32 protein-coding genes are annotated in these 24,958 nt (G+C 67.5%); 19 read left to right on the forward strand and 13 right to left on the reverse strand.

Annotation, left to right across the window (positions count from 1 at the left end; genetic code table 11):
- Positions 1-78 precede the first annotated feature (78 nt).
- The gene (locus QMG61_RS13325; protein WP_283494812.1) at positions 79-387 is read left to right on the forward strand and encodes a hypothetical protein; all 309 of its coding nucleotides are present in this window, start codon (positions 79-81) and stop codon (positions 385-387) included.
- 214 nt (positions 388-601) lie between these two features.
- Entirely contained in the window at positions 602-1,972 is a 1,371-nt protein-coding gene (locus QMG61_RS13330; RefSeq protein ID WP_283494813.1) for an NAD-dependent succinate-semialdehyde dehydrogenase, read from the forward strand.
- Here QMG61_RS13330 and QMG61_RS13335 read toward each other — a convergent pair.
- Positions 1,965-2,417, reverse strand: a complete 453-nt coding sequence (locus QMG61_RS13335) for an NUDIX hydrolase (RefSeq protein ID WP_283494814.1) — start codon at positions 2,415-2,417, stop codon at positions 1,965-1,967. The genes QMG61_RS13330 and QMG61_RS13335 overlap by 8 nt on opposite strands.
- 227 nt (positions 2,418-2,644) lie before the next feature.
- On the opposite strand from QMG61_RS13335, the gene QMG61_RS17540 reads away from it, so the two are divergent.
- Complete coding sequence (locus tag QMG61_RS17540; protein ID WP_502847041.1) at positions 2,645-2,761, forward strand: DUF8730 family Cys-rich protein; 117 nt, start codon at positions 2,645-2,647, stop codon at positions 2,759-2,761.
- A gap of 64 nt (positions 2,762-2,825) precedes the next feature.
- Complete coding sequence (locus tag QMG61_RS13340) at positions 2,826-3,212, forward strand: hypothetical protein (protein ID WP_283494815.1); 387 nt, start codon at positions 2,826-2,828, stop codon at positions 3,210-3,212.
- Here the strand turns inward: QMG61_RS13340 and QMG61_RS13345 are convergent, their stop codons facing one another.
- Both QMG61_RS13345 and QMG61_RS13350 read right to left on the reverse strand, forming a co-directional pair.
- Entirely contained in the window at positions 3,213-3,356 is a 144-nt protein-coding gene (locus tag QMG61_RS13345) for a hypothetical protein (RefSeq protein WP_283494816.1), read from the reverse strand. It lies immediately after the preceding gene.
- A gap of 35 nt (positions 3,357-3,391) precedes the next feature.
- Positions 3,392-4,855: an NAD(P)/FAD-dependent oxidoreductase gene (locus QMG61_RS13350; RefSeq protein WP_283494817.1), complete on the reverse strand. Its 1,464-nt coding sequence runs from the start codon at positions 4,853-4,855 to the stop codon at positions 3,392-3,394.
- A gap of 111 nt (positions 4,856-4,966) precedes the next feature.
- Between QMG61_RS13350 and QMG61_RS13355 the strand changes: the two genes are divergently transcribed.
- Entirely contained in the window at positions 4,967-5,332 is a 366-nt protein-coding gene (locus QMG61_RS13355) for a rhodanese-like domain-containing protein (protein WP_283494818.1), read from the forward strand.
- Positions 5,333-5,417: 85 nt separating this feature from the next.
- On the opposite strand, the gene QMG61_RS13360 is transcribed toward QMG61_RS13355, so the two are convergent.
- Positions 5,418-6,176: a ferritin-like domain-containing protein gene (locus QMG61_RS13360; protein ID WP_283494819.1), complete on the reverse strand. Its 759-nt coding sequence runs from the start codon at positions 6,174-6,176 to the stop codon at positions 5,418-5,420.
- A gap of 155 nt (positions 6,177-6,331) precedes the next feature.
- On the opposite strand from QMG61_RS13360, the gene QMG61_RS13365 reads away from it, so the two are divergent.
- Positions 6,332-7,021, forward strand: a complete 690-nt coding sequence (locus tag QMG61_RS13365) for a response regulator transcription factor (protein ID WP_283494820.1) — start codon at positions 6,332-6,334, stop codon at positions 7,019-7,021.
- Positions 7,018-8,394: a HAMP domain-containing sensor histidine kinase gene (locus tag QMG61_RS13370; protein ID WP_283494821.1), complete on the forward strand. Its 1,377-nt coding sequence runs from the start codon at positions 7,018-7,020 to the stop codon at positions 8,392-8,394. The genes QMG61_RS13365 and QMG61_RS13370 overlap by 4 nt, the downstream gene beginning before the upstream one ends.
- Here QMG61_RS13370 and QMG61_RS13375 read toward each other — a convergent pair.
- The 6 genes from QMG61_RS13375 to trxA are packed head-to-tail and all read right to left on the reverse strand — an operon-like array spanning position 8,391 to position 13,297.
- The gene (locus tag QMG61_RS13375; RefSeq protein ID WP_283494822.1) at positions 8,391-8,825 is read right to left on the reverse strand and encodes a universal stress protein; all 435 of its coding nucleotides are present in this window, start codon (positions 8,823-8,825) and stop codon (positions 8,391-8,393) included. The genes QMG61_RS13370 and QMG61_RS13375 overlap by 4 nt on opposite strands.
- Positions 8,825-9,697, reverse strand: a complete 873-nt coding sequence (locus QMG61_RS13380) for an FAD:protein FMN transferase (RefSeq protein WP_283494823.1) — start codon at positions 9,695-9,697, stop codon at positions 8,825-8,827. The genes QMG61_RS13375 and QMG61_RS13380 overlap by 1 nt, the downstream gene beginning before the upstream one ends.
- 11 nt (positions 9,698-9,708) lie before the next feature.
- Positions 9,709-10,188, reverse strand: a complete 480-nt coding sequence (locus tag QMG61_RS13385) for an FMN-binding protein (RefSeq protein WP_283494824.1) — start codon at positions 10,186-10,188, stop codon at positions 9,709-9,711.
- Complete coding sequence (locus tag QMG61_RS13390; protein ID WP_283494825.1) at positions 10,188-11,597, reverse strand: ferredoxin reductase family protein; 1,410 nt, start codon at positions 11,595-11,597, stop codon at positions 10,188-10,190. The genes QMG61_RS13385 and QMG61_RS13390 overlap by 1 nt, the downstream gene beginning before the upstream one ends.
- A gap of 11 nt (positions 11,598-11,608) precedes the next feature.
- Complete coding sequence (locus QMG61_RS13395; protein ID WP_283494826.1) at positions 11,609-12,904, reverse strand: MFS transporter; 1,296 nt, start codon at positions 12,902-12,904, stop codon at positions 11,609-11,611.
- Positions 12,905-12,928: 24 nt separating this feature from the next.
- Positions 12,929-13,297: a thioredoxin gene (gene trxA, locus QMG61_RS13400; protein ID WP_283494827.1), complete on the reverse strand. Its 369-nt coding sequence runs from the start codon at positions 13,295-13,297 to the stop codon at positions 12,929-12,931.
- 167 nt (positions 13,298-13,464) lie between these two features.
- On the opposite strand from trxA, the gene QMG61_RS13405 reads away from it, so the two are divergent.
- From QMG61_RS13405 to QMG61_RS13420, 4 genes are read left to right on the forward strand one after another with little or no spacing between them, the layout of a single operon-like run.
- The gene (locus tag QMG61_RS13405) at positions 13,465-14,826 is read left to right on the forward strand and encodes an MBL fold metallo-hydrolase (RefSeq protein ID WP_283494828.1); all 1,362 of its coding nucleotides are present in this window, start codon (positions 13,465-13,467) and stop codon (positions 14,824-14,826) included.
- 3 nt (positions 14,827-14,829) lie between these two features.
- Positions 14,830-15,894 carry a HoxN/HupN/NixA family nickel/cobalt transporter gene (locus QMG61_RS13410; RefSeq protein ID WP_283494829.1) on the forward strand — a complete coding sequence of 355 codons (1,065 nt, stop codon included), beginning with the start codon at positions 14,830-14,832 and terminating at the stop codon, positions 15,892-15,894.
- Entirely contained in the window at positions 15,891-16,202 is a 312-nt protein-coding gene (locus QMG61_RS13415) for a rhodanese-like domain-containing protein (RefSeq protein ID WP_502847043.1), read from the forward strand. Before QMG61_RS13410 ends, QMG61_RS13415 begins: the two co-directional genes overlap by 4 nt.
- A complete protein-coding gene (locus QMG61_RS13420) occupies positions 16,199-16,963 on the forward strand; it encodes a sulfite exporter TauE/SafE family protein (protein WP_349358486.1) in 765 nt (254 codons plus the stop codon). Before QMG61_RS13415 ends, QMG61_RS13420 begins: the two co-directional genes overlap by 4 nt.
- Before the next feature lie 42 nt (positions 16,964-17,005).
- On the opposite strand, the gene QMG61_RS13425 is transcribed toward QMG61_RS13420, so the two are convergent.
- Positions 17,006-17,359, reverse strand: coding sequence for a metal-sensitive transcriptional regulator (locus QMG61_RS13425; protein ID WP_502847042.1), 354 nt, complete (start codon positions 17,357-17,359; stop codon positions 17,006-17,008).
- A gap of 150 nt (positions 17,360-17,509) precedes the next feature.
- On the opposite strand from QMG61_RS13425, the gene QMG61_RS13430 reads away from it, so the two are divergent.
- From QMG61_RS13430 to QMG61_RS13455, 6 genes are all read left to right on the forward strand, one after another.
- Positions 17,510-18,067: a hypothetical protein gene (locus QMG61_RS13430; RefSeq protein WP_283494831.1), complete on the forward strand. Its 558-nt coding sequence runs from the start codon at positions 17,510-17,512 to the stop codon at positions 18,065-18,067.
- A complete protein-coding gene (locus QMG61_RS13435) occupies positions 18,064-18,573 on the forward strand; it encodes a hypothetical protein (RefSeq protein WP_283494832.1) in 510 nt (169 codons plus the stop codon). The genes QMG61_RS13430 and QMG61_RS13435 overlap by 4 nt, the downstream gene beginning before the upstream one ends.
- A 79-nt stretch (positions 18,574-18,652) precedes the next feature.
- On the forward strand, positions 18,653-19,285 hold the full coding sequence (locus QMG61_RS13440) for a hypothetical protein (RefSeq protein ID WP_283494833.1): 633 nt from the start codon (positions 18,653-18,655) through the stop codon (positions 19,283-19,285).
- A gap of 153 nt (positions 19,286-19,438) precedes the next feature.
- The gene (locus QMG61_RS13445) at positions 19,439-20,038 is read left to right on the forward strand and encodes a copper resistance CopC family protein (RefSeq protein ID WP_283494834.1); all 600 of its coding nucleotides are present in this window, start codon (positions 19,439-19,441) and stop codon (positions 20,036-20,038) included.
- Positions 20,039-20,225: 187 nt separating this feature from the next.
- Positions 20,226-20,765, forward strand: coding sequence for a copper chaperone PCu(A)C (locus QMG61_RS13450; RefSeq protein ID WP_283494835.1), 540 nt, complete (start codon positions 20,226-20,228; stop codon positions 20,763-20,765).
- The gene (locus tag QMG61_RS13455) at positions 20,765-21,997 is read left to right on the forward strand and encodes a Dyp-type peroxidase (RefSeq protein WP_283494836.1); all 1,233 of its coding nucleotides are present in this window, start codon (positions 20,765-20,767) and stop codon (positions 21,995-21,997) included. Before QMG61_RS13450 ends, QMG61_RS13455 begins: the two co-directional genes overlap by 1 nt.
- Before the next feature lie 28 nt (positions 21,998-22,025).
- Here QMG61_RS13455 and QMG61_RS13460 read toward each other — a convergent pair whose 3' ends face one another.
- The gene (locus QMG61_RS13460) at positions 22,026-22,388 is read right to left on the reverse strand and encodes a metalloregulator ArsR/SmtB family transcription factor (RefSeq protein ID WP_283494837.1); all 363 of its coding nucleotides are present in this window, start codon (positions 22,386-22,388) and stop codon (positions 22,026-22,028) included.
- 129 nt (positions 22,389-22,517) lie between these two features.
- Here QMG61_RS13460 and QMG61_RS13465 point away from each other — a divergent pair, with 129 nt between their 5' ends.
- Together QMG61_RS13465 and QMG61_RS13470 are read left to right on the forward strand one after the other, a co-directional pair.
- Entirely contained in the window at positions 22,518-23,567 is a 1,050-nt protein-coding gene (locus QMG61_RS13465) for a permease (RefSeq protein ID WP_283494838.1), read from the forward strand.
- A 23-nt stretch (positions 23,568-23,590) separates the two neighbouring features.
- Positions 23,591-23,833, forward strand: coding sequence for a thioredoxin family protein (locus tag QMG61_RS13470; protein WP_283494839.1), 243 nt, complete (start codon positions 23,591-23,593; stop codon positions 23,831-23,833).
- A gap of 6 nt (positions 23,834-23,839) precedes the next feature.
- Here the strand turns inward: QMG61_RS13470 and lgt are convergent, their stop codons facing one another.
- Positions 23,840-24,718, reverse strand: a complete 879-nt coding sequence (gene lgt / locus QMG61_RS13475) for a prolipoprotein diacylglyceryl transferase (RefSeq protein WP_283494840.1) — start codon at positions 24,716-24,718, stop codon at positions 23,840-23,842.
- Between the last annotated feature and the right edge of the window lie 240 nt (positions 24,719-24,958).

Raw genomic sequence — 24,958 nt, forward strand, 5'->3', positions numbered from 1 at the left:
CGGGGTTCCTGGCCCGGAAACAATCCTTTCGTTCGGGCGAACGCACCGCTATGTTGAGATCAACTGAAGGAGGCGGCTGTGACCGCACGACCGCATGACCTGGCCGATCTGTACCTCGCTCCCGTCACACTGGGGATGGACCATCGTCTCGAGGAGATGTCCGGCCTGTCGGTGGAGGACGTTCGGTACCGCGTGATCCTCGGCACGGACCGCGAACCGCACACCGCTGCGGAACGGGAGGAGGCCCTGCTGGAGATGCTCACGAGCGGCATCGACCTGCACGGCTGGCAGGTCTTCCGTCACCCGCGGGGCCTGCGGATTTCGCACGACACCTATTCGCTGGTGCTCGGAGTACCGGCCAATCTGGTCTCCTACCTCGACGACTGACCCCGGTCGACCCAGGCTCCGACGGATTCGTTTTCGTTTGCCGGTTTCCACGGGCTTCGTCGCGCGCACCGAGGAATCCACTCCGACCCAGAATCGCCGGTCTGAGGCGAAATGGCACCACGACTACGGCAGACTGTAACCACATGTGAGTGGCCCTGCCCGTGCAGGGCGGTTCCATTTTCGATTGGCGTTAACGACGACACCTGGAGAGATCATGAACAAATACGCAGTCACAAACCCGGCGACCGGAGTCAGCGGATCGAGTTTCCCGCTGACGACCGATGACGAGGTGACCGCGGCGATCGGGATTGCGGATCGTGCCCACAGCGAGTTGCGCGGCACGACGGTTGCCGAGCGCGCGGCGCTCATCCAGAAGGTCGCCGACCTGCACACCGAGCGACGCGAACACCTGGCCGAACTCATCGTGCGCGAAATGGGCAAGCCCCTCGACCAGGCCCTCGGCGAGGTCGACTTCGCCGCGGAGATCTACGCGTACTACGCCACCCACGGCGAGGCGATTCTCGCCGACGAACCGATCGAGCTGTTCGGCGGGGAAGGCTCGGCGTTCGTTCGCAACGCGTCGCTGGGAGTGCTTCTCGGGATCATGCCGTGGAACTTCCCGTACTATCAGGTCGCCCGCTTCGCCGGCCCCAACCTCGTGCTCGGTAACACGATCCTGCTCAAGCACGCCTCGCAGTGCCCCGAATCCTCCGCCGCCATCGAGCAGATTTTCACGGATGCCGGGTTCCCCGAGGGCGGATACCGCAACCTCTACGCCTCCAGCGCTCAGATCGCCAGCATCATCATCCCGGACCCCCGCGTCCTGGGCGTTTCACTGACCGGCTCGGAGGGCGCCGGCGCCGCGGTTGCCGAGGTCGCCGGCCGCAACCTCAAGAAGGTCGTGCTCGAACTGGGCGGATCCGACCCGTTCATCGTGCTCAGCACCGACAACCTCGACGAGGCCGTTGACGCGGCCGTCGCCGCACGGCTGGACAATTCCGGCCAGTCCTGCAACGCCGCCAAGCGGTTCATCGTCATCGACGGGCTCTACGATGCCTTCGTGGAATCCTTCACGGCCAAGATGACCGGCAACGTCCCCGCCGATCCCATGTCGCCGGACGCCACCCTCGGGCCGCTCTCATCCCTCGGCGCCGCCGAGGGCCTCGAGGAGCAGCTTCAGCGTGCCGAGGCGCAGGGTGCAACGGTCGCTCTGCGTGGAAACCGTGATGGCGCCTTCTTCTCGCCCTCCGTTCTCACCGACGTCCCGCCGACGAGTGACGCGTACCGGGAAGAGTTCTTCGGTCCCGTCGCCGCCATCTACCGCGTGCAGGACGAGGCCGAGGCCGTGCAGGTGGCCAACGACACCCCGTATGGCCTGGGTTCCTACCTCTTCACGACCGACCCGGAACAGGCCCTGCGGGTCGCCGACCAGATCGACGCGGGGATGGTGTTCATCAACGGATCGCTCCTGGACGCCGCGGAGCTTCCGTTCGGCGGCGTCAAGCGGTCCGGATTCGGACGGGAAATGGGCCGCTTCGGCATGGCGGAGTTCGCCAACAAGAAGCTCATTCGCACCCTCAAGTAGCGGGTGGGCGCGCCGGCCGGATGGGGGATCCGGCCGGTGACGTCCCAGGGGGAACATAGAGACCCCACCGGGCAAGGTGGTCGAGCAGGCCCCGAGTTGTCGGTAATCCGGGGAGCAGGTCGGGGGCGAACCAGCCGACCTCCGCCGCATCGTCGCCGGCAATCGGGTCGCCGGAGAGGTGATCTGCTGCGAAGTCGTGCACCTCGTACACGTCGCCATTGCCGTCGGTTACCTCCAGGCTGCCCAACTCCCGGAGAATGCGCACGACCAGTCCGGTCTCCTCCAGGACCTCACGCACGGCGGCCGCGGCCAGTGTCTCGCCGGGTTCGACCCGACCGCCCGGCACCGTCCACAGGCCCCGCTGCGGGGGTGTGCCCCGGCGAACGAGCAGGATGCGGCCACTCCGGTCGATGACCACTGCGCCGGCCGCGAGGATCCTTGCCACCATCGCAGAATAGCCGGGTCCGGACTGTTGGGTGGCGCGCCGAGGCGAGGTGACCCGCAACGCACGGATGGTGGGTCGTCACCTGGGTCCGGCCCCCTCACCGCTCGCGGTACACCTGAGGTCCTGGGGGCAGGGGTGATTCTCCGGCCGGGCTCACGGCGCTTTGTGTTTTTGATACCCTGGGGGGTATACTGGGACTTCCGTTGGACCAATAGAAGGAGTGACCCATGTGTAGTGCAGTCCGTTGTAACCGTTGCGGCAAGATCACCTGGGCCGGATGTGGCGAACACGTCGCCAGCGTCATGGCCGATGTTCCCGCCGAGCAGCGTTGCACCTGCAACTAGTCTCCGCTGCACACGTCTCCTTCGCGCGTCGTCGTCGGCAGTGCGAAACAAAGGTGATGAACTAGTGGGCCGCCGGGAGGCGCTCACCGCAGACATTGCGGCTCGTGAGAACGAGGCGCTCGAGCGACTGGCCGCCGCCACCGGCGGCCAGTCGCTCTGTTCTTTGTCCCGGGGACCCGGGCCGGTTCCGGCGGTGAAGTACTACGAGGGAGAGGCCGCGGCCCTCGCCCAGGCGCGCCGCGCCCTCCGACGGCTCCCGCCGGTGCCGGACGCGGTCAAGCCCGAGGGTGACACACCCCCGGATGATGCGGCCGCCCGGGAGGTGTTGCGCGACCTCCGTGACCGGTGGACGGCCCAGGCCGATGGCCCCGGTCGTTCCGGGGTCGGCTGGGCCGGCTACCTCGCCGGTGGGGTGGACGCCGTCGAGCGTCTGATCGCCGGGTATCCGTAGCTAGTGGCGGTGGTTGGCGAGCCGGTACATCGTCCAGTTCAGGCGCAGGAAGCGCAGGAACTGCCCGACCGGGTTGCTGCGTCGGCGGAGTTCCTGCGCGCCCGGAAGCGGTGCCGTATCGATTCGACGCTGGGCGTCATCCATGCTGTTCTCCGTTGGAGCGGGTGGTCGTTCGCGGGTTATTCGGGGATGAGGTACCAGAGCGGGTAGGCCCTGGCCTTGTAGATGAACATCGTGTGCAGCAGTCTCTTGACCCAGTGCGCCGCGAGACCGATGTCCCCGGTGGTTTCCTTCGGGTCCCGGCCGAGCGTGTCCGGGTATCGGGAGTAGTCGGGCACGATCGGTGACATCGACATGGCCGCCGCGGTGCCGGAGAGCATTCCCGTGCCCGTGGAGGCGATGCAGGCTGCCGCCATTTCTCCCATCGACCCGGTGTGGGTCGGCAAGGTCGCGCCGCTGAGGATCATGTCGGAAATGGTCATCGCCACGACCTTCCCCATTGCCCCGGATGGCATGCCGGTGCGTGGGGGAGCCGGCGCAATGGCTATCCCGTCCGGGGTGGCGTACGGCCGAGAAATCGCATGCGGCGGAGCGAACGCGATCCCGATGCCGAACACGTTCCGGTAGCTCGGGTTCTGGTAGGTTTTCGGCCAGTCGTCCGCCGTCCACTGTTCGAAGGGCTTGGCCTCGTAGTTCGCGTCGACTCGCATGAAGCCGCTGGGGGCGAAGACCGCGTCGGTGATCTCGGCTCCGTTTCGGTCGAAGACCTCGAGGCCGACGCCCCGGAACGGCGGCAGGAGCATCGCGAAATCGAACGGCTGGGTGTTCGCGCTGCCGTCGATCTGCCGGTAGTGGATCAGCCCGGGTTCGATCTCGGTCACGGCTGCCTGGGTGATCGCCTTCATTTTGCGTTCGCGGAAGAGGGACTCAAGCCAGGCCTCGCTCGTGATCCGGCGGTCACCCTGGCTGAACGTCATTCCGCCGACACCGAAGTCACCCAGTTCATGCTCGTTGGTGAGGTAGATGACCTCGGCCAGGTCCCTGACCCCCGCCGTGCGGAGCTCATGTTCGACGTTGAAGGCGTACTCGAATGCTGCGCCCTCGCAGGTGCAGGTGCCGTGGCCAACGCCGATCACCAGGGTCTGTGGCGTGCCCGCCTTCAGCGTCTCGATGACGGTGGCCAGATGACTGGCGGCTTCCACTGCGTGACTGGGGGTGCACACCGAGACGGTGTGGCCGGTGTCCGGGCCGAGCCCTGGTGTCGCCGCGAAATTGAGTTTGGGGCCGGTGGCGTTGATCAGGTAGTCGTAGCGGATGCGTTCGGTCTGCCCGGCTCGCTTCGGGTCGGTGTAGACCACATCAACGCCAGCCCGGGGATTATCGGCGTCACCCTCAGGGCGGAGGGCGACGGCCCTGGCCTGACGGAAATCGACTTTCTTGCGCCGATAGATCGGGGCGAGCGGGAAGACCACCTTCGCGGGGTTCATTCGGCCGACGCCGACCCAGATATTCGACGGAATCCAGTTCCAGTTCGAGCCCGGCGACACCACGACGACCTCGTGCTTCCGGCCCAGGCGCCGCTTGAGGTACAGCGCCGCGGTATGGCCGGAGACTCCGGCACCCAGAATGACGACTCGTGCCATGTCAGACCTCTCGCTCCCAGCATCTGCGCTGTTTATCCGACCATACTCCGATACCTCAGGGGGTATAGGGACCAAGGTCCTTTTATACCCTCGGGGGTATAACATGGGGGAATGAAAACAGTGATCACAACCCTGGCCCTTGTCCTCACCGCCCTCTTCGGCTTGACCGCGTGTTCATCCGCGGCTCCGGCGGAACTGCCGGCAGGCTCCGTCGTGATCGACGTGCGCACCCCGGGGGAGTACGCGGCCGGGCACCTCGAGGGAGCGATAAACGTCGACGTGCAGTCGCCCGACTTCGACAGCCAGATCGGCGCCCTGCCCAAGGACGGCGCCTACGTCGTCTACTGCCAGTCCGGTAATCGCTCGGCCGCCGCCGCCGCACGGCTGGCCGAACTGGGCTACACGCAGGTGACGGATGCCGGTGCCATGTCGGCGGCAGCCGGTTCGACGGGCCTCGCCATCGTGACGACCCCGTAGCCAGAACGGGAGATCGCGACCCGGATCGCGGACACGAGGGAGGGGCGCCCACTGTCGTGGACGCCCCTCCCTGGTGTTGATGGTCCTAGCCGCCGAACGCGGTCAGGTGGTGCTGCGAGGCGTTGAGCAGGTTCTCGTAGACCTTGAGCAGGTCAGGAGCGGTGACACCCTCCGCGGCTGCGGTCAGGTCGGCGATGTCCGTCTTCTCGACGGTGCGGGCCGCTTCCATCGCGCCGTCCAGGCTGACCGAGCCCTGGGCGAGCAGTGTGTCGTAGAGCTTCTGGGTGGCATCGGTCGGGAACGTTCCCGCTTCCAGTCCGACGGTCGGGTCGGTGATGTCGTAGCGCTCAAGGAGCGTGCGAACGGCCTCGAGGTGCTTCGTCTCCGACCGGGCGATCCGGCTGAAGACCGTGGAGTCCTCGTACTTCTCGGCGAAGGCGACGTACAGGTCGTGGGCCAGCGTCTCCTCCGCGGCCATCGCGGTGAGGGTGGCCTTCTGCTCGTCCGTCACGGTGCCGCTGGCGACATCGGTGAGGCCGGTGCCCATTCCCTGGCCGGCTTTCCCTTCGCCGCGCATGCCGGGGCCGTTTCCGGTGCCGGTGCCGTCGGCGATGCCGTCGCCCATTCCGGAGTGAGTGCCGTCGGCGACCCGGTCGCCCATTCCGCGGTGCATGCCGCCGGGCATCTCTTCCGAGTGGCCGTACGACTGGCTGTTCTGCACGGATTCTCCGGCGCCCTGGCCATCTCCGCCCCTGTTCATGGCGGCAATGCTCGGCGTGGCGATGAGAGCGGTGATGACGACGCCGCTGGCGATCGCCGTGGTGACAATGATTCTCTTGCGCATGATGTGCTCCTTCGGTGGCTTGTGGTTGTTGCTACCTATAAGATCCCTCCCCGGCGTGCAGGAGATCTGCTGGGCGTGTGGAGATTGCATGGAGATGCGTGGCCGCGTCATCCGCCGGAGGTTCAACGGATGGCCCGACGGAATAGGGTGAAGTCATGCCGACAGTGCTGGTGGTCGAGGATGAACGCGACATTCGGGACGTGCTGCGCCGTTATCTGGAACGCGCCGCGTTTTCCGTGCTCACGACCGCGTCGGGCGCCGAGGCGCTCCGTCTGCTGGCCTCGGCAGACCTGGTGATCCTCGACCTCGGTCTTCCGGACATCGACGGCACGGACATCCTGCGGGAGATCCACGGCCTGGGGAACCTGCCGGTGATCGTCCTGACCGCCCGGAGCACCACGGAAGATCGCATTCACGGGCTCGAGCTTGGTGCCGACGACTACGTGACCAAGCCATTCAGTCCCGCCGAAGTGGTGCTCCGGGTGCAGGCGGTGCTTCACCGCTACAGCGGTCTGCCCGGCGAGGCCGGCCCGGTCACCTACGGCAACAGGCGGCTCCGCATCGACGAGGGCTCCCACAAGGCCTGGTTGGATGGCACTCTGCTCGACCTGACCCCCACCGAGTGGGGACTTCTCGCCGCAGTCGCTGCCGCGCCCGGGCGAGTGTATTCGCGCTACGAACTGGTCAACCGGGTTCGCGGCTACGAGTACGCGGGCTACGAGCGCACAATCGACTCGCACATCAAGAATCTCCGGCGCAAGCTTGGTGCCTCGGGGGCCGACGTGGTCGAGACCGTTCTCGGCGTCGGCTACCGCCTCGGGCTTCGCCAGGACGCCACGCCATGACCCGCATCCGGCTGGGACTGGGTCCGCTCGGGCGAAGGCTCCTGCTCGCCTTCGTGCTGGTTGCCGTGTCGTCGGTGCTCGTGCTCACCGGGGCCGCCCTGATCGGTGTCGATCGGGGAGTGCAGGTTGCCCAGCAGGCCGACCGCGAGCAGATCGCTGCGTCTGCCGCTGCGGCCGCCGCAGACGCCTACCGGCAGGACGGTGGTTGGGACAACGCCGATCTGAGCCGGGCCATCGCGATCGCCGACGCCGCGTCGGCCAGACTCACCGTTCTGGACGTGGGCGGCACGACGGTGCAGAGAAGCGGTTCCGCCGGCGGAAGCCCCAACGGCCCGGGAATGGGCCAGGGGTCCGGGATGGGCCAGAACCTCGTCACCGCGCCGGTGCTCAGCGGCGAAAGTCAGGTCGGCACGGTCCGGTTGAACTTCGGCGCCATGGCCGCAACCCGAGTGGTCGACATCGCCTGGTCGTGGATCGCCGCCGCCGCCGCGGCCGCGCTCATCATGGCGCTCGGTGCGAGCTGGCTGGTGACCCGGCTGCTCGTCCGGCCGATCCGCGCGATGACCAACGCGGCACGGTCGTTCACCGCCGGCGACCGAGAGTCGCGCGCCACCGGCCCGGGCCCGGGTGAACTCGGTGAATTGGCCGTCGCCTTCAACGGCATGGCGGATGCTGTGGTGCGGTCCGATCGTGATCGGCGCAACCTGACGGCCGACGTGGCCCACGAACTGCGAACGCCGCTGGCGGCGTTGCAGGCCGGGTTGGAGGAACTGCGCGATGGACTGGTGCAGCCGACGCCGGAAGGCCTCGCCGGCCTGCACGACCAGTCGCTCCGCCTGGGGCGAGTGGTGGCCGACCTCGCCGAGCTGTCGGCCGTGGAGACCGCGGGGCTGTCCATGCACCTGGCCGTCGTGGACCTGGCGCAGATCATTCGTGACGAATCCGGGCTCCGGGAGCCGCAGCTGCGGGCGGCGGAGTTGACGGTGACCGTCGAGCCGAGTGGGCCGGCGTTCGTGCGGGCGGATGCCGACCGCCTGCACCAGGCCATCGGCAACCTGCTGGCGAATGCCGCCCGCTATTGCCGACCGGGGGATGGGGTGACCCTGACGGTCTCGGTCGAGCACGGCCATGCGGTGCTGCGGGTGGTGGATACCGGTCCGGGCATCCCGCCGGATGAGCTCCCGCACATCTTCGACCGGCTGTGGCGGGGCCGCGCGGCGCAGCAGGTCAGCGGGTCGGGGATCGGCCTGGCCCTGGTGCGCGAAATCGTGAGCAGCCACGGCGGAACCATCGAGGCGACGTCGGCACCGGGTGAGGGCACAACGATCACCATCCGGTTGCCCGCCACGGGCAGCGCCGCTTCTGCGGTTTAGGAACGGCCGGGGCGCACGATCAGCACCGGGCAGGGGGCATGGTGCGCGAGGTGGGTGGACACCGATCCGAGGAGCAGGCCGGTGAAGCCGCCGTGGCCTCGCGATCCCACGACCAACAGGTCCGCATCGTTCGCGGCATCCAGGAGTGCGGCCGCCGGCGTGTTTTCGACCACGTTCCCGGTGACGTCGACGCCGGCGTCGGTGACGGCGTCGACGGCCTCGGCCAGGGTTCGTGCGGAGGCCTTCCGGAAGGCATCATCGAAGACTCCGTCGGCCACCGCCGACGCCATCGGTGGGTAGGACCAGGCCGTGACCAACCGGATCTGCGCCTGGCGCAGCTGCGCCTCCGTGATGGCCCACTTCAGGGCTGCCTGTGATTGTGCTGAGCCGTCGACGCCGACGACGATCACAAATGGGGTGCTGCTGTTCATCAGGCTGGCCTTTCCGGACTTTCTGGCACCGGCGATGGTGCGGCGTCATCATGTGATGGTTCGGTCGTGAGGTCAAGGCTCTGCCGGCCGTCCGGTCGCCGGACGATGAGCGCGCGGAATGCCGGGTTGGCCAGCAGGGCGCCGCCGGCGAGTTGCACGAGCACGGCGACGGGGAATCGGTCGGTGACGTGGTCCAGAGTCGTCTGCCCGCCCGCGATGATCGCCGTGGCCAGGACATCCGCGGTCACGATGCTCTCGGCGATGACGGTGGCCTGTCGGAAGGAACGGTCGGTGTCCGGTCGCAGCCAGATGTGGTTGCCGCGTTCGGCCGAACCCGACGTGGCCACGGCAGGCCATCCGGGCGAGAGGGTCACCTGGGTCAGCAGTCCGGTCCGATCGCCCGCATCGGTGATCCCGGTGATCCAGGCACTTTCACGGGGCACGCCCCCGGTGAGGATGTCCCCGCCGGCGTTGATGGAGAAGACCCGGTGTCCGTGACGCTCGAGTACTCGGCCCGCCCGTTCTATCGCGACGGACTTGACCAGGCCGGAGAGATCGAGAACGCCGTCGGGACGGTGGGGTGTGAAAGCCCCGTTCGTGCGTTCGCGCCAGCCCAGGGCATCCGCGTAGGCGCCGCGCATTTCCGGGCTCGAACCGGAAAGGGGTAGGGAGCCGTCGGCGATCAGGGAGAGTTCCGAAGCCGGGTCGTAGAGGCTGAATCGGCGGTCCAGGTCATCGAAAACCCGGCGAATGTCGGCGAGCGCGTGCGCGGGGGCGATGGCGCGGGCGGCGTCCGGCGCCTCGGTGTCGACATCCGGTGCCAGACGAATGCTGATCACGGTGCCCATGCTCTCGAAGGTGTTCACGCTCATCGGTGACTCGTCTACCCCATGAATCCCGCGGCATCGAGCGCAGACTGAACCGAGCTGAGATAGGCCTGGGTCGTATAGGTGGCACCGGTGACGTTGCTCACGCCGGCAGATTGTGCGGCCAGCACCTCCTCGCGCAGGATGGGAGCCGCCCTCGCGCTGACTTCCACCGAGGTCTCGCTCGAATCGGTGAGGGTGAGGGCGATGGCGTCCGTGATGGCGCCGTCCGTGAGAACGACCTGCACCTGCACGGAACCGTACTTGGTTTCGATTACCGGACCGTTGAAGGCCACGACAACCGGTGCCGCCTCCGTGGGGGTCGGCAGGGGACTCGTTCCGGCATCCGTTGGCGGTGGCGTCTTTTCTGCGATCGGGAGCTGCGTCGCCGGGGCGACGGGCAGGTCAGTGGTGAACCGGGCCGAGCCCGCCAACCAGCCCGCGACCAGAACGGCGGCGGAGCCCACCCCGACGATTGCGGTGCTCGAGCGTCTCATCACCAGTCGAACCGTTCGGCATGAATGCGGTGTCTGGGAACGCCGGCCGCGCGCGCATCGCGCACCACGAGTTCCGCCCAGGGCTTCGGGCCGCAGATGAAGAGATCGACATCGGGGATGTCGGGCGCGAGGGTCGAAATTGTCTGGCCCGCGGCGAACTCGGCCGAGGGCAACCAGGTGCGTCCTTGGTGGGGCGGCAAGCCCACCAGCACCTCGAGACGGGCACCGATGCGGCCGCAGATCTCCTCGACCTCCCGCCTCAGGTACAGATGCTCCTCGTCGTCGCCGCGGAGAATCACGGTCAGGCCCCCCGACGGTGTGTCGATGTCTTCCAGGAGGGCTCTGATCGGGGTGATTCCGATGCCCGCGCCGATCAGCACCGTATGCCCGGTCGTGCGAGCGGCGGCTGTGAACAGGCCGTACGGTCCCTCGAAGAACACGCGGGCTCCTGGCCGTACGCTGAGGAGGCGGTGACTGCCGTCGCCCAGCTGGCGCACCGTGATCCGGAGGCTCTGGCCGTTCGGAGCCTCAGAAAGTGAATATGGGTGCGCTTCAAGGTGCAGTCCGGGCGACCAGAACCGCCAGCCGAAGAACTGTCCGCCGTGCGCGGCCAACTTGTCCAGGTGATGGCCCGTCATCACGACGGACACGACGCCGGGCGCCTCGGCGCGCACCTCAGCCACGCGAAGCTGGTGCCGCAGATTGCGGGCGAGCGGGATCAGAAAACGGTACCCCAGGACGGCGGCTAGCGTGCCAACGTACAGGGTCAGCCAGTACCAGCGCGCCCAGGTGCCGACGGCGAACAGTTCCCCCTGTCCGAACTGGTGGGGGAGCGCGAGCAGCACCGCCGCATAGGTGAGCAGGTGTACGCCGTACCAGCCCAGGTAGGGAAGCTTGTGCCGCACGATCACGAGGGAGGTCAGCACAACCAGCACGAGAATGGCGAGGGCGATGAACGCCTGCGGCAGATCCGGCATGGTCGTGATCATGGCGATGGCCTGGGCAACGGGGTCACGTCCCAGGGCCAGGCCGTAGCCGATGAGCAGCAGCATCAGGTGGGCGAGAATCAGGTACAGCACCGGCTTGCCGAGTCGTCGGTGTGCTGCGAGGGCCCGGTCGTAGCCGATCGCCCGATCGACGACCGGCAGCCGCGCGGCGAGCAGGAGCATGACCAACAAGAGGTTGCTACCGATCAGCCCGGCCACGATGCCGGTTCCGGTCGCGAGATCGCGAATGTTCGTGAAGTAGGTCCAGCCACCGTCGGCCAGGAAGAGAGCCAGTACCACGGCGAAGGAGAACCAGCTCAGGCCTTCCAGTGCGTCGGCCCGGCGCTGGCGCCAGAGGAAACGCCGAGCGGGCTCGGCGACGTGCGCGACCGGATCGACACCGACGCGGTTGGTCCGAATCATGTCGCTCCCGTTCAATTCGCCGGTTGATTCCTAACGTAGTCGGTCCCGCGCATGCGCACGGCGACCACGACGCCGGACGCTGCCGTGAGTGCGGCCACGACCATGATCGCGTGGGGAATGCCGAACGCGTCGGCGAGTAGTCCGGAGAGCACGGCCCCGATGGCGAACCCGCCGTCACGCCACAGGCGGTAGATGCCCACGGACCGAGCGCGCCATGCGGGGTGGGCGACGTCGGCGATGGCGGCCAGCAGGGTCGGGTAGACCATCGCTGTCCCGGCCCCGAGCAGCGCGGCGGCGACCAGCCAGGTACCGAAGTCGTGGCCGGCGCCGACCAGGACCAGGGCAATGGCCTGCACGATCATTCCAACGGCGATCAGCCATTTTCGTCCGATTCGGTCGGACAAGGCGCCGGTGATGAGCTGGCCGGCTCCCCAAACCGCGGGGTAGACGGCGGCCAGGATGCCGATTCGTTCAATACTGAGGCCGGCCGCCGCGAAAAGGATCGGGAACAATCCCCAGGCCAGTCCGTCACCCAGATTATTCACCAGGCCGGCCTGACTCACCGAGGACAGCGATCGGTCCCGGAAACTTGTGAGGGTGAATACCTGACGGTTGCTGAGAGCGGAGCCGGCGTTGGCGTGCACGACGAGGTGGCCGGCGGCCTCGACCTTCGCGTGGTGGTGCGTCTCTCGCACGAAGAGGACCGAGAGCCCGAGGCCCAGGGCGATGAAGGCGGCGCCGAGCAGGAACGGGCCGGGTCGAAGCCCGGAGGATGCGGCAATGAACCCGGTGGCCAGTGCCGCGCCGGCGACACCGAGGTATCCGGCGGCCTCGTTGAAGCCCATCGCGAGTCCGCGGCGTTCCGGACCGACGAGGTCCATTTTCATCATCACCGTGGTGGACCAGGTCAGGCCCTGGCTGATCCCGAGTACGACGTTGGCCGCCACGATCCAACCCCAGGAGGGACCGAAGATCAGCAACAGCGGCACGGGAATCGCGATCAGCCAGCCGGCGATCAGCACGGGTTTGCGACCGTAGCGGTCGGAGAGGGTCCCCGCGAAATAGTTGGTGCCCGCCTTGGCCAGGCCGAAGGCGACGATGAAGGTCAGGGCGCTCGTGTAGAGGTCCAGGTGGAAGACCTGGTCGGCCAGGAGCGGCAGCACCGTGCGCTCCTGGCCGAGCGTGCCGCCGACGAACGCGTTGACGGCGACGAGTAGCAGAAACTGGGCGAGGTTCTGCCTCAGGCCGAGTGTGATCGGCCGGGGCACGTCGCCAGCGCGGGGCGTGGGGATGATCGGGAGGGTCACGGTGCGCCCGTCACGGCCGCCGGGTCAGGCGGAGGGCTGCTGGGCAGCGACGCTGGCGCGCACGGCCTCCATGTCCAGGCTCTGCACGGCGGTGATCACCTCGTCCAGGGACGATGCGTTGAGCGCACCGGGCTGGGAGAAGACGAGGATCTTGTCCCGGAACGCCATCAGGGTGGGAATCGAACGGATGCCCGCCGCAGCGGACAGTCCCTGTTCGGCCTCGGTGTCGACCTTGGCGAAGACGATCTCCGGGTGCTTCTCCGATGCCGCAGTGAAGGTCGGCGCGAACATGCGGCAGGGTCCGCACCATTCGGCCCAGAAATCCACGAGCACGATGCTGTTGGCGGTGATGGTCTCGTCAAACGTCTTTTCGGTGATGTCAATGGTAGCCATACGCCCAGAATATACCCTATGGGGTATAGTTGCAAATACCCATTGGGGTATCGCGCAGAGCGCGGCTGCGGGTGAGCGAAGAGTTGTCCCGACTTGCTTCCGTATACCCCTAGGGGTATCGTGAAGGGCAGAACCGAGCCGCATTGAGACCTGGAGGAATTCGAACCATGGACGTTATCGTTATCGAAACCCCGCAATTGGGAGACCGCAGCTACCTGGTGCATGACGGCGCCGTCGCACTGGTCATCGACCCGCAGCGCGACACCGACCGAGTCGACAACGCCGCCCGCGAAGCGGGTGTCGCGATCACCCACGTCGCGGAGACCCACCTGCACAATGACTACGTGACCGGTGGCTACGAGCTGGCCAGGGCGCACGGTGCGAAGTACCTGGTCAACGCCGCCGACCCCGTGACGTTCGAACGAGAGCCGGTCACCGACGGCCAGGTCATCCAGATCGGAAACTTCAGCGTCACCGTCGTAGCCACCCCGGGGCACACGCACACCCACGTCTCGTACATCGTCAGCGACGGCACCACGGAGGCCGTATTCTCCGGTGGCAGCCTGCTGTTTGGATCCGTGGGCCGCACCGACCTGGTCGCCGCCACGGACACGGTCGGACTCACCCACGACCAGTACGCGTCGGTGCGCAGACTCGTGCACGAAGCCGAGCACGACGCCGAGCTTTTCCCCACCCACGGTTTTGGTTCGTTCTGCTCCAGCGGCCCCGCCACCGGAGCCGGTTCATCCACCATCGGTGAGCAGCTCACCGCGAACCACGCCCTCACCGACGCCGATGAGGAACACTTCGTCGCCGACCTGATCGCCAACCTCACCGCGTACCCGTCGTACTACGCGCACATGGCGCCGGCCAACACCCAGGGTCCCGGTCCGGCGAACCTCGAGGTGCCCGAATCCCTGGACGGCGCCGAACTGACCCGCAGGCTCGCCGACGGTGAATGGGTCGTGGATCTCCGCAACCGGATCGCCTTCTCCAGCAACCACCTGCAGGGTGCGGTGAGCTTCGAATACGGCAACGGGTCCAACTTCACCACCTATCTGGGCTGGGTGCTGCCCTGGAACGAGAAGCTCACCCTGGTCGGCGCTCACGCCGACGTCGAGGATGCAATCCGTGACCTCTCCCGGATCGGCATCGACTCGCCTGATGCCGCCATCGGCACCGAGCCGCACGCCCTGGCCCCGGATGCCCCCGTCGCCGCCTACCCCCGCGTGGGTTGGCCGGAACTCGTGCGCGACCGGGCGGCGAACGATGTTCTCCTGGACACGCGACGCACCGACGAATTCGCCGACTCGCACCTGCTCGACGCGGTCAACGTGCCCCTGCACGAGCTCCTTTCCCGGATGGACGAGATCCCGGCGGGAACCGTCTGGGTCCACTGCGGATCCGGGTACCGTGCCGGGGTCGCCGCCAGCCTCCTGCAGCGCGCCGGCCGGGACGTCGTGCACGTCGACGCAGCCTTCGGTGATGCCGAATCGGCCGGCGTGCCGATGGCCGAGCAAACCGTCTAACCCGTGACGGTGCTCCGAGCCGCCATTCACCCGGCCGAGAAGCGCAGTCTTCTCGGCATGGGTGTGGCCGTGGGCGCACTCCATCTGATCGGCTGGGGGGCGCTGTTCGTCTTCGTCCTGCCGGGCCTGGCCCGGTCGGGCGGCAACCCCGCCGTGCTGCTCGGCCTGGCCGTCAGTGCCTACCTTCTGGGCGTTCGGCATGCCTTCGACGCCGACCACATCGTTGCCATCGACAACACCACCCGTCGGCTGATCGCCACCGGTCGCCGGCCGGTATCCGTGGGGTTCTGGTTCGCCCTGGGCCACTCCGCGGTGGTACTGGTCTCCGTCGTCATGCTGGTCGTCGGCATCAACGCGTTCGCGGGCGGTCTCGCGGATGAGGGGTCGGCCCTCCGCCAGATCGCCGGGGTCTGGGGCGCCGCCATCTCGGGGCTCTTCCTCATCCTGATGGGGGCGCTCAATCTCTCCTCCCTCACGGGTCTGCGACGGGTGCTCCGCGACATCCGCGCCGGCCGGTTCGTGCAGAGTGAACTGGACGGGCACCTGGCCAACCGAGGCCTGATCAACCGGCTCCTCCGGCCGATGTCCCGACTCGTGGACGCGCCCTGGAAGATGTTCCCGATCGGCGTGCTCTTCGGACTCGGCCTGGACACGGCCGCGTCGATCAGCCTGTTCGTCTTCGCCGGGGTGCTCACGCCGAACCTGCCCTGGTACGCGGCAATGGTGCTGCCCATCGTCTTCATGGCCGGGATGGCACTATTCGACAGCGCCGACGGCATCCTGATGAACCACGTCTACCGGTGGGCCTCCACCGACCCGGTGCGGAAGGTGTACTACAACCTCATCGTGACCGGAGTGTCCGTGTTCGTCGCCTTCTTCGTCGGCGGAATGGGCCTGATGTCCATGCTCACCGACCTCGGCGTCGGCGGGGGAGTCTCCACCGTCGTCGCGGCGCTCGATCTCAACTCCCTGGGAGCGATCCTGATCGGCCTCTTCGCGCTGGCCTGGCTCTCCGCAGTCCTCTGGTGGCATTTCCGCACCGTCCCCTCCCCAGAAAGGCATCCATAATGGAACTCACCACCCAGCAGGTATCCACCCGACGGAACGAGGCCCAGATCGTTGACGTTCGAGAGCTCGAGGAGCTTGTCGACGGAATGATCCCCGGTGCCATTCACATCCCCCTCGGCCAGATCCCGGCCAGTCACGCGGTCCTGGACTCGGCCCGGCCCGTCATCGTGGTCTGCCGCAGCGGGCGTCGCAGCGCCGCCGCCGCAGACCACCTGGCCGAGGCCGGCTTCGACGCCCAGACGATGAGGGGCGGCATGCTCGAGTGGGCCGCGGAGGGGCTCCCCATGGTTCTGCCCCAGCTTCCGTGATCGTCACGGCCCTCGTCCTGGGCCTGATCGTCGGGGCGTTGCTGGGCCTGGTCGGCGGGGGTGGGTCGATTCTCGCTGTCCCCGCCCTCGTCTATGGCGTCGGCCTGCCGCTGTCCGAGGCGATCCCGACCTCCCTGATCGTGGTGGGAGCCGCCTCAGCCGTTGCGGTGCTTCCCCGACTCCGCCGCGGGGTGAATTGGCGACTCGCCCTCATCGTCGGCGGCGCCGGCGTGGCCACGGCCTACCTGGGCACCATGGTGAACCGGCTGCTCGACCCGCGTGTGCTGCTCGGAGCCTTCGCCCTGATCATGGTCATCGCTGGCGTACGGATGTTCCTGCCGACCCGATCGAAGGGCGGTCCCTGCGCTCTCCCCGGTGGGGGCGTCAACTGGCGCAGCTGTCTGCCCCGGGCTTTGGCCACGGGCGCCGTGGTCGGTTTTCTCACCGGGCTGCTCGGCGTCGGTGGGGGATTCCTGATCGTGCCGGCCCTCACCCTGGTCCTCGGCCTGCCGATGGGCGTGACGGTCGGGACGTCCCTGGTCATCATCGTCATCAATTCCGTCGCCGGATTCACCGCTCACCTCGGCGACGTGCAGATCGACTGGGCCGTCACAGGCGCCTTCGCCGCGTCGGCCATGGTTGCGTCCCTGGTGGCGGGCCGGCTCGGACGAGGTCTCTCGGACACCGTGCTCAAGCGCGGCTTCGCGGTACTGGTACTCGGCGTCGCGGTTTATGTGGCCGTGCAGGCGCTGGTCGGCTGATCGCCTCAGCCAGGTCCTGCTCCGCCCGTGCGGGCGACCCGCCTAGGAAAGGGCGAGGAACAGCTTCTCGAGTTCCTCCACCCGCAGGGGCTTTTTGGTGCTGTCCGTGCCGGTGCCGGTGAGGCATTCCTTCATGGCGGTGGAGATGATCGTGAAGCCCGCACGGTCGATCGCGCTGGAGACCGCCGCGAGCTGCGTGACGACGGCCCGGCAGTCCGCTCCGGATTCGACCGCGGCGATCACCGCGGCCAGCTGTCCCTGCGCGCGCTTGAGACGGTTGACGGTCTTGCGGAGATCGTCGGGTTTCGTCGACGCGGCCGCGGTGGCGGTCGGCTCGTCGAGCGGGGAGATCGAGGCTGTCGCGAGGCGCGGCTTAGAGTCTGGTGACGATCCCATTTCGTGTGCTCCCGTCCTGGTCGTGAGGCTTCGACGGGGGGAGTCCCGTCGAGGTTGACCCTCAACAGAATACCCCGTACGGTATAAAAATACCCCTGTGGGTATCAAATCTTTTTCCGGTTTCACCTCCTACCTGTGAAGAGGCCAGTGATGCAGAGTGAACGAACGACCGCAGCAGTCTCCGGACGGTCGCCGGTCTCACGGCTGGCAGGCTCCGTCGTGATCGCGGGCGGGGCTTTGCGCCGCTGGCCAGCTCGCCGGTGGTGGATCGCCCTGACCACCGCGGTCGGCACCTACCTGGTGATCGCGATTCCCACCGATCTCATCGACACACCGTTCTTCGCCCGCGAGATCGCCCCGACGACCTGGTCCTGGCCCGCGCTTGCCGTGAGCTCGATTCTCGCCGGTCTCGTGTTCGCGACCTATGTCGCCTACCCCGAGGGCGCGGCGCCCAGCCGCTCGGAGGGTCGTCTCGGCCTGGCCGGCTGGATGATCACCTTCTTCGCCGTCGGCTGCCCGGTCTGCAACAAGATCGTGCTCCTTGCGCTTGGCGCCAGTGGGGCGCTGCAGTTCTTTGAACCGGTGCAGCCGTACCTCGCCGGGGCGTCCATCCTGCTGCTCGGCTGGGCGTTGCACGCGCGCCTCACCCGGGAAAGTTCCTGCGCCCTCAACGTGGTCGAACCGACCAAGGAATCAGTCACGCTATGAACATTGCCGGCACCCTCACCGAACTGCGAGCCTGGCCCGCCAGACGACGGATGATCGCGGCCGGCGTCGCCGTCGCGGTCGTCATGGCGCTGGTGGTCGGAGCGGGCACCGTCGGTTACCTCGGAGGATCGGTCACGCTGGCGGGAACGTGGTGGGGCTATCTCGTCGTCGTGACGGGCGCCGTGCTGATCGGTCTGATCGTCGCCGGCTACTTCGATGCCCCGATCGGCGCTGCCGCGACCCTGTGCGATCTGCGCTGGCCGGTTCTCGGTGTGATCTCGCTCTACCTGTCGACGGATCTGCGCACGGCTGTGCCGCTGCTGGACGGATTGGTTCGCCCGGTCGTCGCGGTCGCCGCGATCGCCCTGCTCGCCTGGGCTCTGCTCGAACGGCTGGCCGGCGAGCACCGTGCCGTGGCCAAGCGGGATCCTTCCGCGACGGAGGGTGAAGACGGAGAGGTGTGCACAACCTGTCGCCCGCTCTTCCCGAGCTCGCCGCGCTCATAGCCCCGGCGCGCTCTACTCGCTAGGCTGATCAGAGAAAGCTTTTCTCCAAGTGGAGAAGAAAAGTGCTTCGGGAGATCACATGTCGTCACGGTGGGGGAGGTTCGTCCGGGGCTGGCTCACGGCGTCTTTCGCCGTGTTCGTCGCGGCCCTCTCCCACGTCGTGGCCGGTGGCGCGGCGCCGGGGCCGGTGAGTCTGGCCCTCGCCCTGGCCTTCTCCGGCATGGTCTGTGTCGCGTTGGCGGGAAAAACCCTCTCCCTGTGGCGGTCGTCGGTCTCCGTGGGCTTCAGCCAGGTCGTCTTGCACGCGTTGTTCGGACTGGTCGGCGGTGCCGCGTCTCCGATTCTGACCTCGTCCGGTCATCACGGCCCGGTGACGGTCTCAGCCGGAACTATGGCCGGGGCCGACTCGATGGGGATGTCCCTGGCCGGGTCTTCGGGTGTGGACGTCTGGATGTGGGCCGCCCACGGCGTTGCCGCGGTTCTGACGATCGTCGCCGTTCATCGCGGTGAAAGAGCGTTCTGGCTACTCGTCGACCTGACGGCCTCCGGCCTCGCCGCGGTGCTTCGCTGGAGCGGTGACCTCGCTCCGATCTTCGGTCCCGCCGTCCGGGCCCCGCTGGTGGCCGCGGATGCGTTTGTGCCGTCTCCGTTCTGGGTATTGCGGTCGTGCCTGACCCGCCGTGGGCCGCCGGCCGGCCGAATCGCCTTCTGACAAATCTCGGTTCCGGCACTCGTTTTCGTCGACCATGACGTTTGTCGACCTGGCGGACCCCGTCGAATACCCGATCGGCCCGCGTCGCTGACGCTCCGACCCCGCATGACCGCGTGCGACCCGGCTCGCACCCCTGACCCCGGAGGCTGAACCATGTCTGAGACCAAACGACCCCGCCCGCGATCCCGTTGGGCAGGTGGCGCTCTCGCTTCCGTCGCCATGGCGTTTGCCGTCGTCGTGAGTTCCACGGTGCCGGCGAACGCCCACGACCAGATCCTGTCCACAACCCCCGCGGACGGGCAGAACGTCTCAACCGCGCCGACGGAGATCAGCCTGCAATTCACCGAGGAGGTGCTCAGTGTCGGCGCCATCGTCGTTGTGGTCGACAGCGGGGGCACGGACTGGGCGGACGGAACAGTGCGGCTCGACGGGACAGAGGCCACCCAGACTCTCAAACCCGGGCAGCCCGACGGCGCCTACCAGGTGCGCTGGAGGGTCGTCTCGGCCGACGGGCATCCGGTTTCCGGGGCTTTCGCGTTCTCGGTCGGGGTGCTCGCGTCGGCGGACTCCATCCCGCCCACGGCGACCGCGGATCCCGCCGCCGAGTCCGCGGCCACCCCGGGCGCCGCCACCACCGCGGACGACGGAATCCCGATCCTTGTCGTGGGGCTGATCGGGGCCCTGATCGGAATCGCGGTCTTCACGCTCGTCGCGCTTCTCGTCCGGAAACGGACGGGCCTCCGCCGACCCTGAACCTCGGCAAGACCGGCAAGACCGGCAAGACCGGCAAGACCGGCAAGACCGGCAAGACCGGCAAGACCGGCAAGACCGGCAAGACCGGCAAGACCGGCAAGACCGGCAAGACCGGCAAGACCGGCACCGCTGGACCGGTACCGCCGGACCCCCACGAACATCATGTCGCAACCAAGGAGTACTCCAGATGAAGACCACCACCACAATCGCCGGTCGGCTCGCCGTCAGCGCCGCCGCGCTGCTGCTCGCCCTCACCGGCTGCGCCGGAGCGGGCTCCGGCCCGGACGACACCGCCACCACCGCCCCGGCAGCGGACGCCCTGAGCGTCACGGACTCCTGGGTGAAGGCAGCTGACACCGGAATGTCCGCCGCCTTCGGTGTCCTCGAGAACTCGGGCAGGACCGACGTCATCGTTGTGTCGGCCGAATCCCCGGCGGCCGGCATGCTGGAGTTGCATGAGACCGTTGTCAACGACACGGGGGAGATGGTGATGCAGCGGAAGGAGAACGGCTTCGTCGTTCCCGCCGACGGCTCCCTCGAGCTCGCCCCCGGCGGCAACCACATCATGTTGATGGCGCTGACGGGGCCGATCAAGGCCGGTGACGAGGTCACCGTCACGCTGACTCTCTCCGACGGCTCCACCGTCGATTTCACCGCGGCGGCCAAGGACTTCTCCGGCGCCAACGAAACGTACCCGGGTGACATGAAGACGGGCGCGGAGGAGTAATGACCGCCGGCCAGGAGCCCCCGACGGCAGGCGGACTGAGCAGGCGGCACCTCCTTCTGGGCGGTGCCGCCGCCGGCATCGGCGCGGCCGGTGCCATCGGCATTGATCTCGCCGGAGAGGCCGGCGCGGCACCCTCCGGAGCCCCGGTTGCCACACCACTCAACGGCACGGAAACCGTGCCCTACTTCGGCATTCATCAGGCGGGCATCGACACCACGCCCCAGGGGCACGCCACGTTCCTTGCGCTGAACCTGCGCGACACCGTCGACCGGGCGGCGCTCAAACGGATGATGCGGATTCTGACCGGTGACGCGGCCCGCCTCACCCAGGGCGAGGGCGCCCTGGCCGACACCGAGCCCGAACTGGCCGTCACGCCCGCGCGCCTAACCGTCACCTTCGGCTTCGGTCCCGGCCTGGTGGCGCGCGCGGCGGGGGAGGCGCCCGTCTGGCTGCGGCCGCTGCCGGCCTTCGGCATCGACCGGCTCGACCCCGCGTGGACCGGGGGCGACCTGTTGGTGCAGGTCGCCGCCGACGACCCCGTCACCATCGCGCACGCGACCCGGATGCTCCTCAAGGACCTCCGGTCCTTTGCCACCCTGCACTGGGTGCAGACGGGGTTCCGGCGAGCGCCGGGTTCCGAGAAGCCGGGAACGACCATGCGCAACCTGTTCGGCCAGGTCGACGGCACCGTCAACGCGGTCCCCGGCACCGAGGACTTCGAGCAACTCGTCTGGGCGACCGGCGAGAATCCCGACTGGCTGGTCGGCGGCACGGGCTACGTGCTCCGCCGGGTCAGCATGGACCTCGACAAGTGGGACGGGCTGGACCGGTCCGGTCGAGAGTCGGCCATGGGACGAACCCTCGTCAACGGGGCGCCGCTGACCGGCACGAACGAACGGGACGAACCTGATTTCACGGCAACGACACCGCTCGGGTTTCCGGTCATCCCCGAGTACTCCCACCTGCGACGTGCCCGGTCGGAGAACCGTGCGGAGCGAATCGTCCGGCGGGGTTACAACTACGACGATGCCCCCACCGGGGAGGGGATCTCGAACTCCGGGCTCCTTTTCGTCTCGTACCAGGCCGATGTGGACCGCCAGTACGTGCCCATCCAGCAGCGCCTCGACACCCTCGACCTGCTGAACCAGTGGACCACGCCGATAGGATCCGCCGTGTTTGCGATCCCGCCGGGATGCAAGCCGGAGGGCTACATCGGCGACACCCTGTTCTAGGTCTCTCCTCGACTGCGGCGAAGTCTCGCTACAGGCCAATCCCGGTGTCCAGGGTGCGGGCGATGGCATGGATGGCCTCGGGCACGACTCGGTAGTGCACGCTCATCCCGCGTCGCTCCTTGGTGAGGATGCCACTGGCCTCGAGTTTCTTGAGGTGGTGGCTGACGGTGGGCTCGGAGAGCTTCACGACGGGGGCCAGGTCGCAGGTGCAGGCCTCCTGCATGGGCTGCGCGATCAGGTAGGCGAGAAGCTGGAGTCGCACGGGGTCGGCCAGGGCCTTGAGGCGCACCGCGAGTGCCAGGGCGTCCGGGAGTTCGAGGGTGGCGCTCTTCCCCAGCGGGTCGCAGCAAATCGGTGACACGTCGTCGAGGAGAGGGAGGGACTTGGGCATGGGACCATCGTCCCACCTTCTTGACAGATATCAAAGAGGTGGTCATACTGATAATTAGATGAACATCGAATAACCTTGTTCCTCGGCCCGGTTCCCGGGCAGCCAATGATTCCCGATCAAGGAGCAGTCGTGAGCATCGCCGAGCGGATACCGACCACCGCCAAGGGGAGGGTCGGGGTTCTGGGCGCGGGGGTCGGCCTCTGGGCTCTGGCTTATTGGGTCAACGAATGGCTCTGGGACGCCGTGCTCTTCACCGGCTTCGGCCTCGACCCGACGAGCCGAATCACCGAGACCATTCACTTCTTTCTCTATGACTCGCTGAAGATCCTGCTCCTGCTGGTCATCATCATCTTCGCCTCGACCGTGCTCCGCTCCTTCATGAGCGTCGAGCGCACCAGAGCATTCCTCGGCGGCAAACGCGAAGGCGTCGGCAACATCCTGGCCGCCGGGCTCGGCGTGATCACCCCGTTCTGCTCCTGCAGCGCCGTGCCCGCCTTCATCGGCTTCGTCGCCGCGGGCGTGCCGATCGGCGTCACGATGAGCTTCCTCATCGCCAGCCCTCTTGTCAACGAGATCGCCATCGGCCTCCTGCTCACCCTCTTCGGTTGGCAGATCACCGCCCTCTACGTCGTCTCCGGCCTGACGATAGCGATCGGTGCCGGCTGGATCCTGGGCCGGTTGCATGTCGAGCGCTGGGTGGAACCCTTCGTCTTCGATGTGAGGCTCGGCGGTCAGGTCATCGACCCGTCCCTCGGTCTGACCTTCGGGCAACGGATGCAGATGGGCGTCGAAGAGGTCAAGACGCTCCTCGCGAAGATTTGGATCTACCTCCTCGTCGGGATCGGTCTCGGCGCCCTCATCCACGGCTGGGCCCCCACCGACTTCTTCGCCACCTACGCCGGCGCCGACAACCCGTTCGGCGTGCTGATCGCCGTGCTGATCGGCGTTCCGCTCTACTCCAACGCCGCCGGCGTCATGCCGCTGGTCGTCGCGCTCTTCGACAAGGGGCTTCCGATGGGGACTCTGCTCGCGTTCATGATGGCCGTTGTCGCCCTGTCCCTGCCCGAAATGATTCTGCTCCGTCGGGTGCTGAGGCCCCAGCTCCTCGCGATCTTCATCGCGACCACCGGCCTTGGCATCATCGCCGTCGGCTACCTCTTCAACGCCATCCTGGCGTGATCGAACCCGAAAGGAAGCACACCATGAACATCAAGATCCTCGGCCCCGGCTGCCGCAATTGCGTCAACCTCACCAAGGCCGCCACCACCGCGGTCAGGCAACTCGGCCTGGACGCCACCATCGAAAAGGTTGAAGACTATGCCGCGATCGCCGGCTACGGCGTGATGAGCACCCCCGCCCTGGTCATCAACGACAAGGTCGTCGTCTCCGGCCGCGTCCCGACCCTGGCCGAGGTGCGCACGCTTCTCAGCTCGGCGGCGGTCTGAGTGCGCTCAGGAGTCCGCCGGCGGCGCAGACGCGACGACGGATTCCTGCGGTCTGAGGTATATCGACGTTTCCGGTCCTGGATGGCGTCGTGTCTGGACGATGATGAGCACGATTCCGGCCACGGCGGCCAGCAGTGCGGTGTCGGTGTTGATCTTGAGCCCGAGGAGGAGGAACTCCGTCGGGTCGAGTCGCAGCGACTCGAGGAACGCCCGGCCGGCGCCGTACCAGACCAGGTAGAAGCCCAGCGCCTTGCCCCAGCGGAGGTCAAACCGGCGCTCGAGCACGAAGAGGAGCAGCAACACGCCGAGAGTGTTCCAGATCATCTCGTAGAGGAACAGCGGCTGGAACAGGGTGCCGGCGGGCAGGCCCGCCGGGAAGGCGGCGTTGGTCGATTCGATCTCGAGCCCCCAGGGGAGCGTTGTCGGGCCGCCGTAGAGCTCGTGGTTGAAGTAGTTGCCGAAGCGGCCGAACGCCTGGGCGAGGAGGAGACCGGGCGCGAGAGCGTCGGCGAAGGAGAGGAAACGGATGCCGGCCCGGCGGCATCCGATGTACGCCCCGATGCTGCCGAAGAGGATCGAGCCGAAGATCGCCAGGCCGCCCTCCCAGACGAAGAGCACCTTCCACAGGTCAGCGCCAGGGAAGAAGTAGTCGGTCGGATGCGTCACGACATGGTACAAACGCCCGCCGACGATGCCGATCGGCACGGTCCACATCGCGATGTCCAGGACCATTCCCGGTGTGCCGCCACGTGAGCTCAGTCGCGTCGACGACAGCCAGACCGCGATGACGATGCCGGTCAGGATGCAGAGCGCATAGAAGTGGATGCGCAGCGGGCCGAGGTCGAAATAGCTGATCGACGGGCTCGGAATGCTTGTGTGAACCACCGCGTTCACCTTTCGGGCGAGGCCCCCGGAGGGGTGAGGGGAAGGGCGCGAGAGGCGTTCCCCGCTCCGAAGACAGGGCAGAGCCTACATGTGCCCACGATGTCCCGGCCGCAATCACGGCCGCAATCGCCCCTTGCTGTGAAAGCTCTCAGGGCCTGCGCGGGTGATGCCCCGATTGCCGACGGCAATCGGGGCCTCACCCCCGCGGAGCAGCCCCGGGCGGACTGCCGGGCCGGGTCC

The sequence above is a fragment of the Cryobacterium sp. PH31-AA6 genome (assembly GCF_030063195.1).
Taxonomy (GTDB): domain Bacteria; phylum Actinomycetota; class Actinomycetes; order Actinomycetales; family Microbacteriaceae; genus Cryobacterium.

Bases quoted from the DNA above. Each gene is read 5' to 3' on its own strand.
- QMG61_RS13375 (WP_283494822.1), bottom strand. From the start codon at position 8,825: ATGAACAGCAGCACCCCATTTGTGATCGTCGTCGGCGTCGACGGCTCA.
- QMG61_RS13455 (WP_283494836.1), top strand. From the start codon at position 20,765: ATGACCGCCGGCCAGGAGCCCCCGACGGCAGGCGGACTGAGCAGGCGG.
- QMG61_RS13370 (WP_283494821.1), top strand. From the start codon at position 7,018: ATGACCCGCATCCGGCTGGGACTGGGTCCGCTCGGGCGAAGGCTCCTG.
- QMG61_RS13360 (WP_283494819.1), bottom strand. From the start codon at position 6,176: ATGCGCAAGAGAATCATTGTCACCACGGCGATCGCCAGCGGCGTCGTC.
- QMG61_RS13365 (WP_283494820.1), top strand. From the start codon at position 6,332: ATGCCGACAGTGCTGGTGGTCGAGGATGAACGCGACATTCGGGACGTG.
- QMG61_RS13445 (WP_283494834.1), top strand. From the start codon at position 19,439: ATGTCTGAGACCAAACGACCCCGCCCGCGATCCCGTTGGGCAGGTGGC.
- QMG61_RS13470 (WP_283494839.1), top strand. From the start codon at position 23,591: ATGAACATCAAGATCCTCGGCCCCGGCTGCCGCAATTGCGTCAACCTC.
- QMG61_RS13430 (WP_283494831.1), top strand. From the start codon at position 17,510: ATGCAGAGTGAACGAACGACCGCAGCAGTCTCCGGACGGTCGCCGGTC.
- QMG61_RS13355 (WP_283494818.1), top strand. From the start codon at position 4,967: ATGAAAACAGTGATCACAACCCTGGCCCTTGTCCTCACCGCCCTCTTC.
- QMG61_RS13435 (WP_283494832.1), top strand. From the start codon at position 18,064: ATGAACATTGCCGGCACCCTCACCGAACTGCGAGCCTGGCCCGCCAGA.
- QMG61_RS13390 (WP_283494825.1), bottom strand. From the start codon at position 11,597: ATGATTCGGACCAACCGCGTCGGTGTCGATCCGGTCGCGCACGTCGCC.
- QMG61_RS17540 (WP_502847041.1), top strand. From the start codon at position 2,645: ATGTGTAGTGCAGTCCGTTGTAACCGTTGCGGCAAGATCACCTGGGCC.
- QMG61_RS13385 (WP_283494824.1), bottom strand. From the start codon at position 10,188: ATGAGACGCTCGAGCACCGCAATCGTCGGGGTGGGCTCCGCCGCCGTT.
- QMG61_RS13380 (WP_283494823.1), bottom strand. From the start codon at position 9,697: ATGAGCGTGAACACCTTCGAGAGCATGGGCACCGTGATCAGCATTCGT.
- QMG61_RS13345 (WP_283494816.1), bottom strand. From the start codon at position 3,356: ATGGATGACGCCCAGCGTCGAATCGATACGGCACCGCTTCCGGGCGCG.
- QMG61_RS13350 (WP_283494817.1), bottom strand. From the start codon at position 4,855: ATGGCACGAGTCGTCATTCTGGGTGCCGGAGTCTCCGGCCATACCGCG.
- QMG61_RS13440 (WP_283494833.1), top strand. From the start codon at position 18,653: ATGTCGTCACGGTGGGGGAGGTTCGTCCGGGGCTGGCTCACGGCGTCT.
- QMG61_RS13450 (WP_283494835.1), top strand. From the start codon at position 20,226: ATGAAGACCACCACCACAATCGCCGGTCGGCTCGCCGTCAGCGCCGCC.
- trxA (WP_283494827.1), bottom strand. From the start codon at position 13,297: ATGGCTACCATTGACATCACCGAAAAGACGTTTGACGAGACCATCACC.
- QMG61_RS13425 (WP_502847042.1), bottom strand. From the start codon at position 17,359: ATGGGATCGTCACCAGACTCTAAGCCGCGCCTCGCGACAGCCTCGATC.
- QMG61_RS13460 (WP_283494837.1), bottom strand. From the start codon at position 22,388: ATGCCCAAGTCCCTCCCTCTCCTCGACGACGTGTCACCGATTTGCTGC.
- QMG61_RS13330 (WP_283494813.1), top strand. From the start codon at position 602: ATGAACAAATACGCAGTCACAAACCCGGCGACCGGAGTCAGCGGATCG.
- QMG61_RS13405 (WP_283494828.1), top strand. From the start codon at position 13,465: ATGGACGTTATCGTTATCGAAACCCCGCAATTGGGAGACCGCAGCTAC.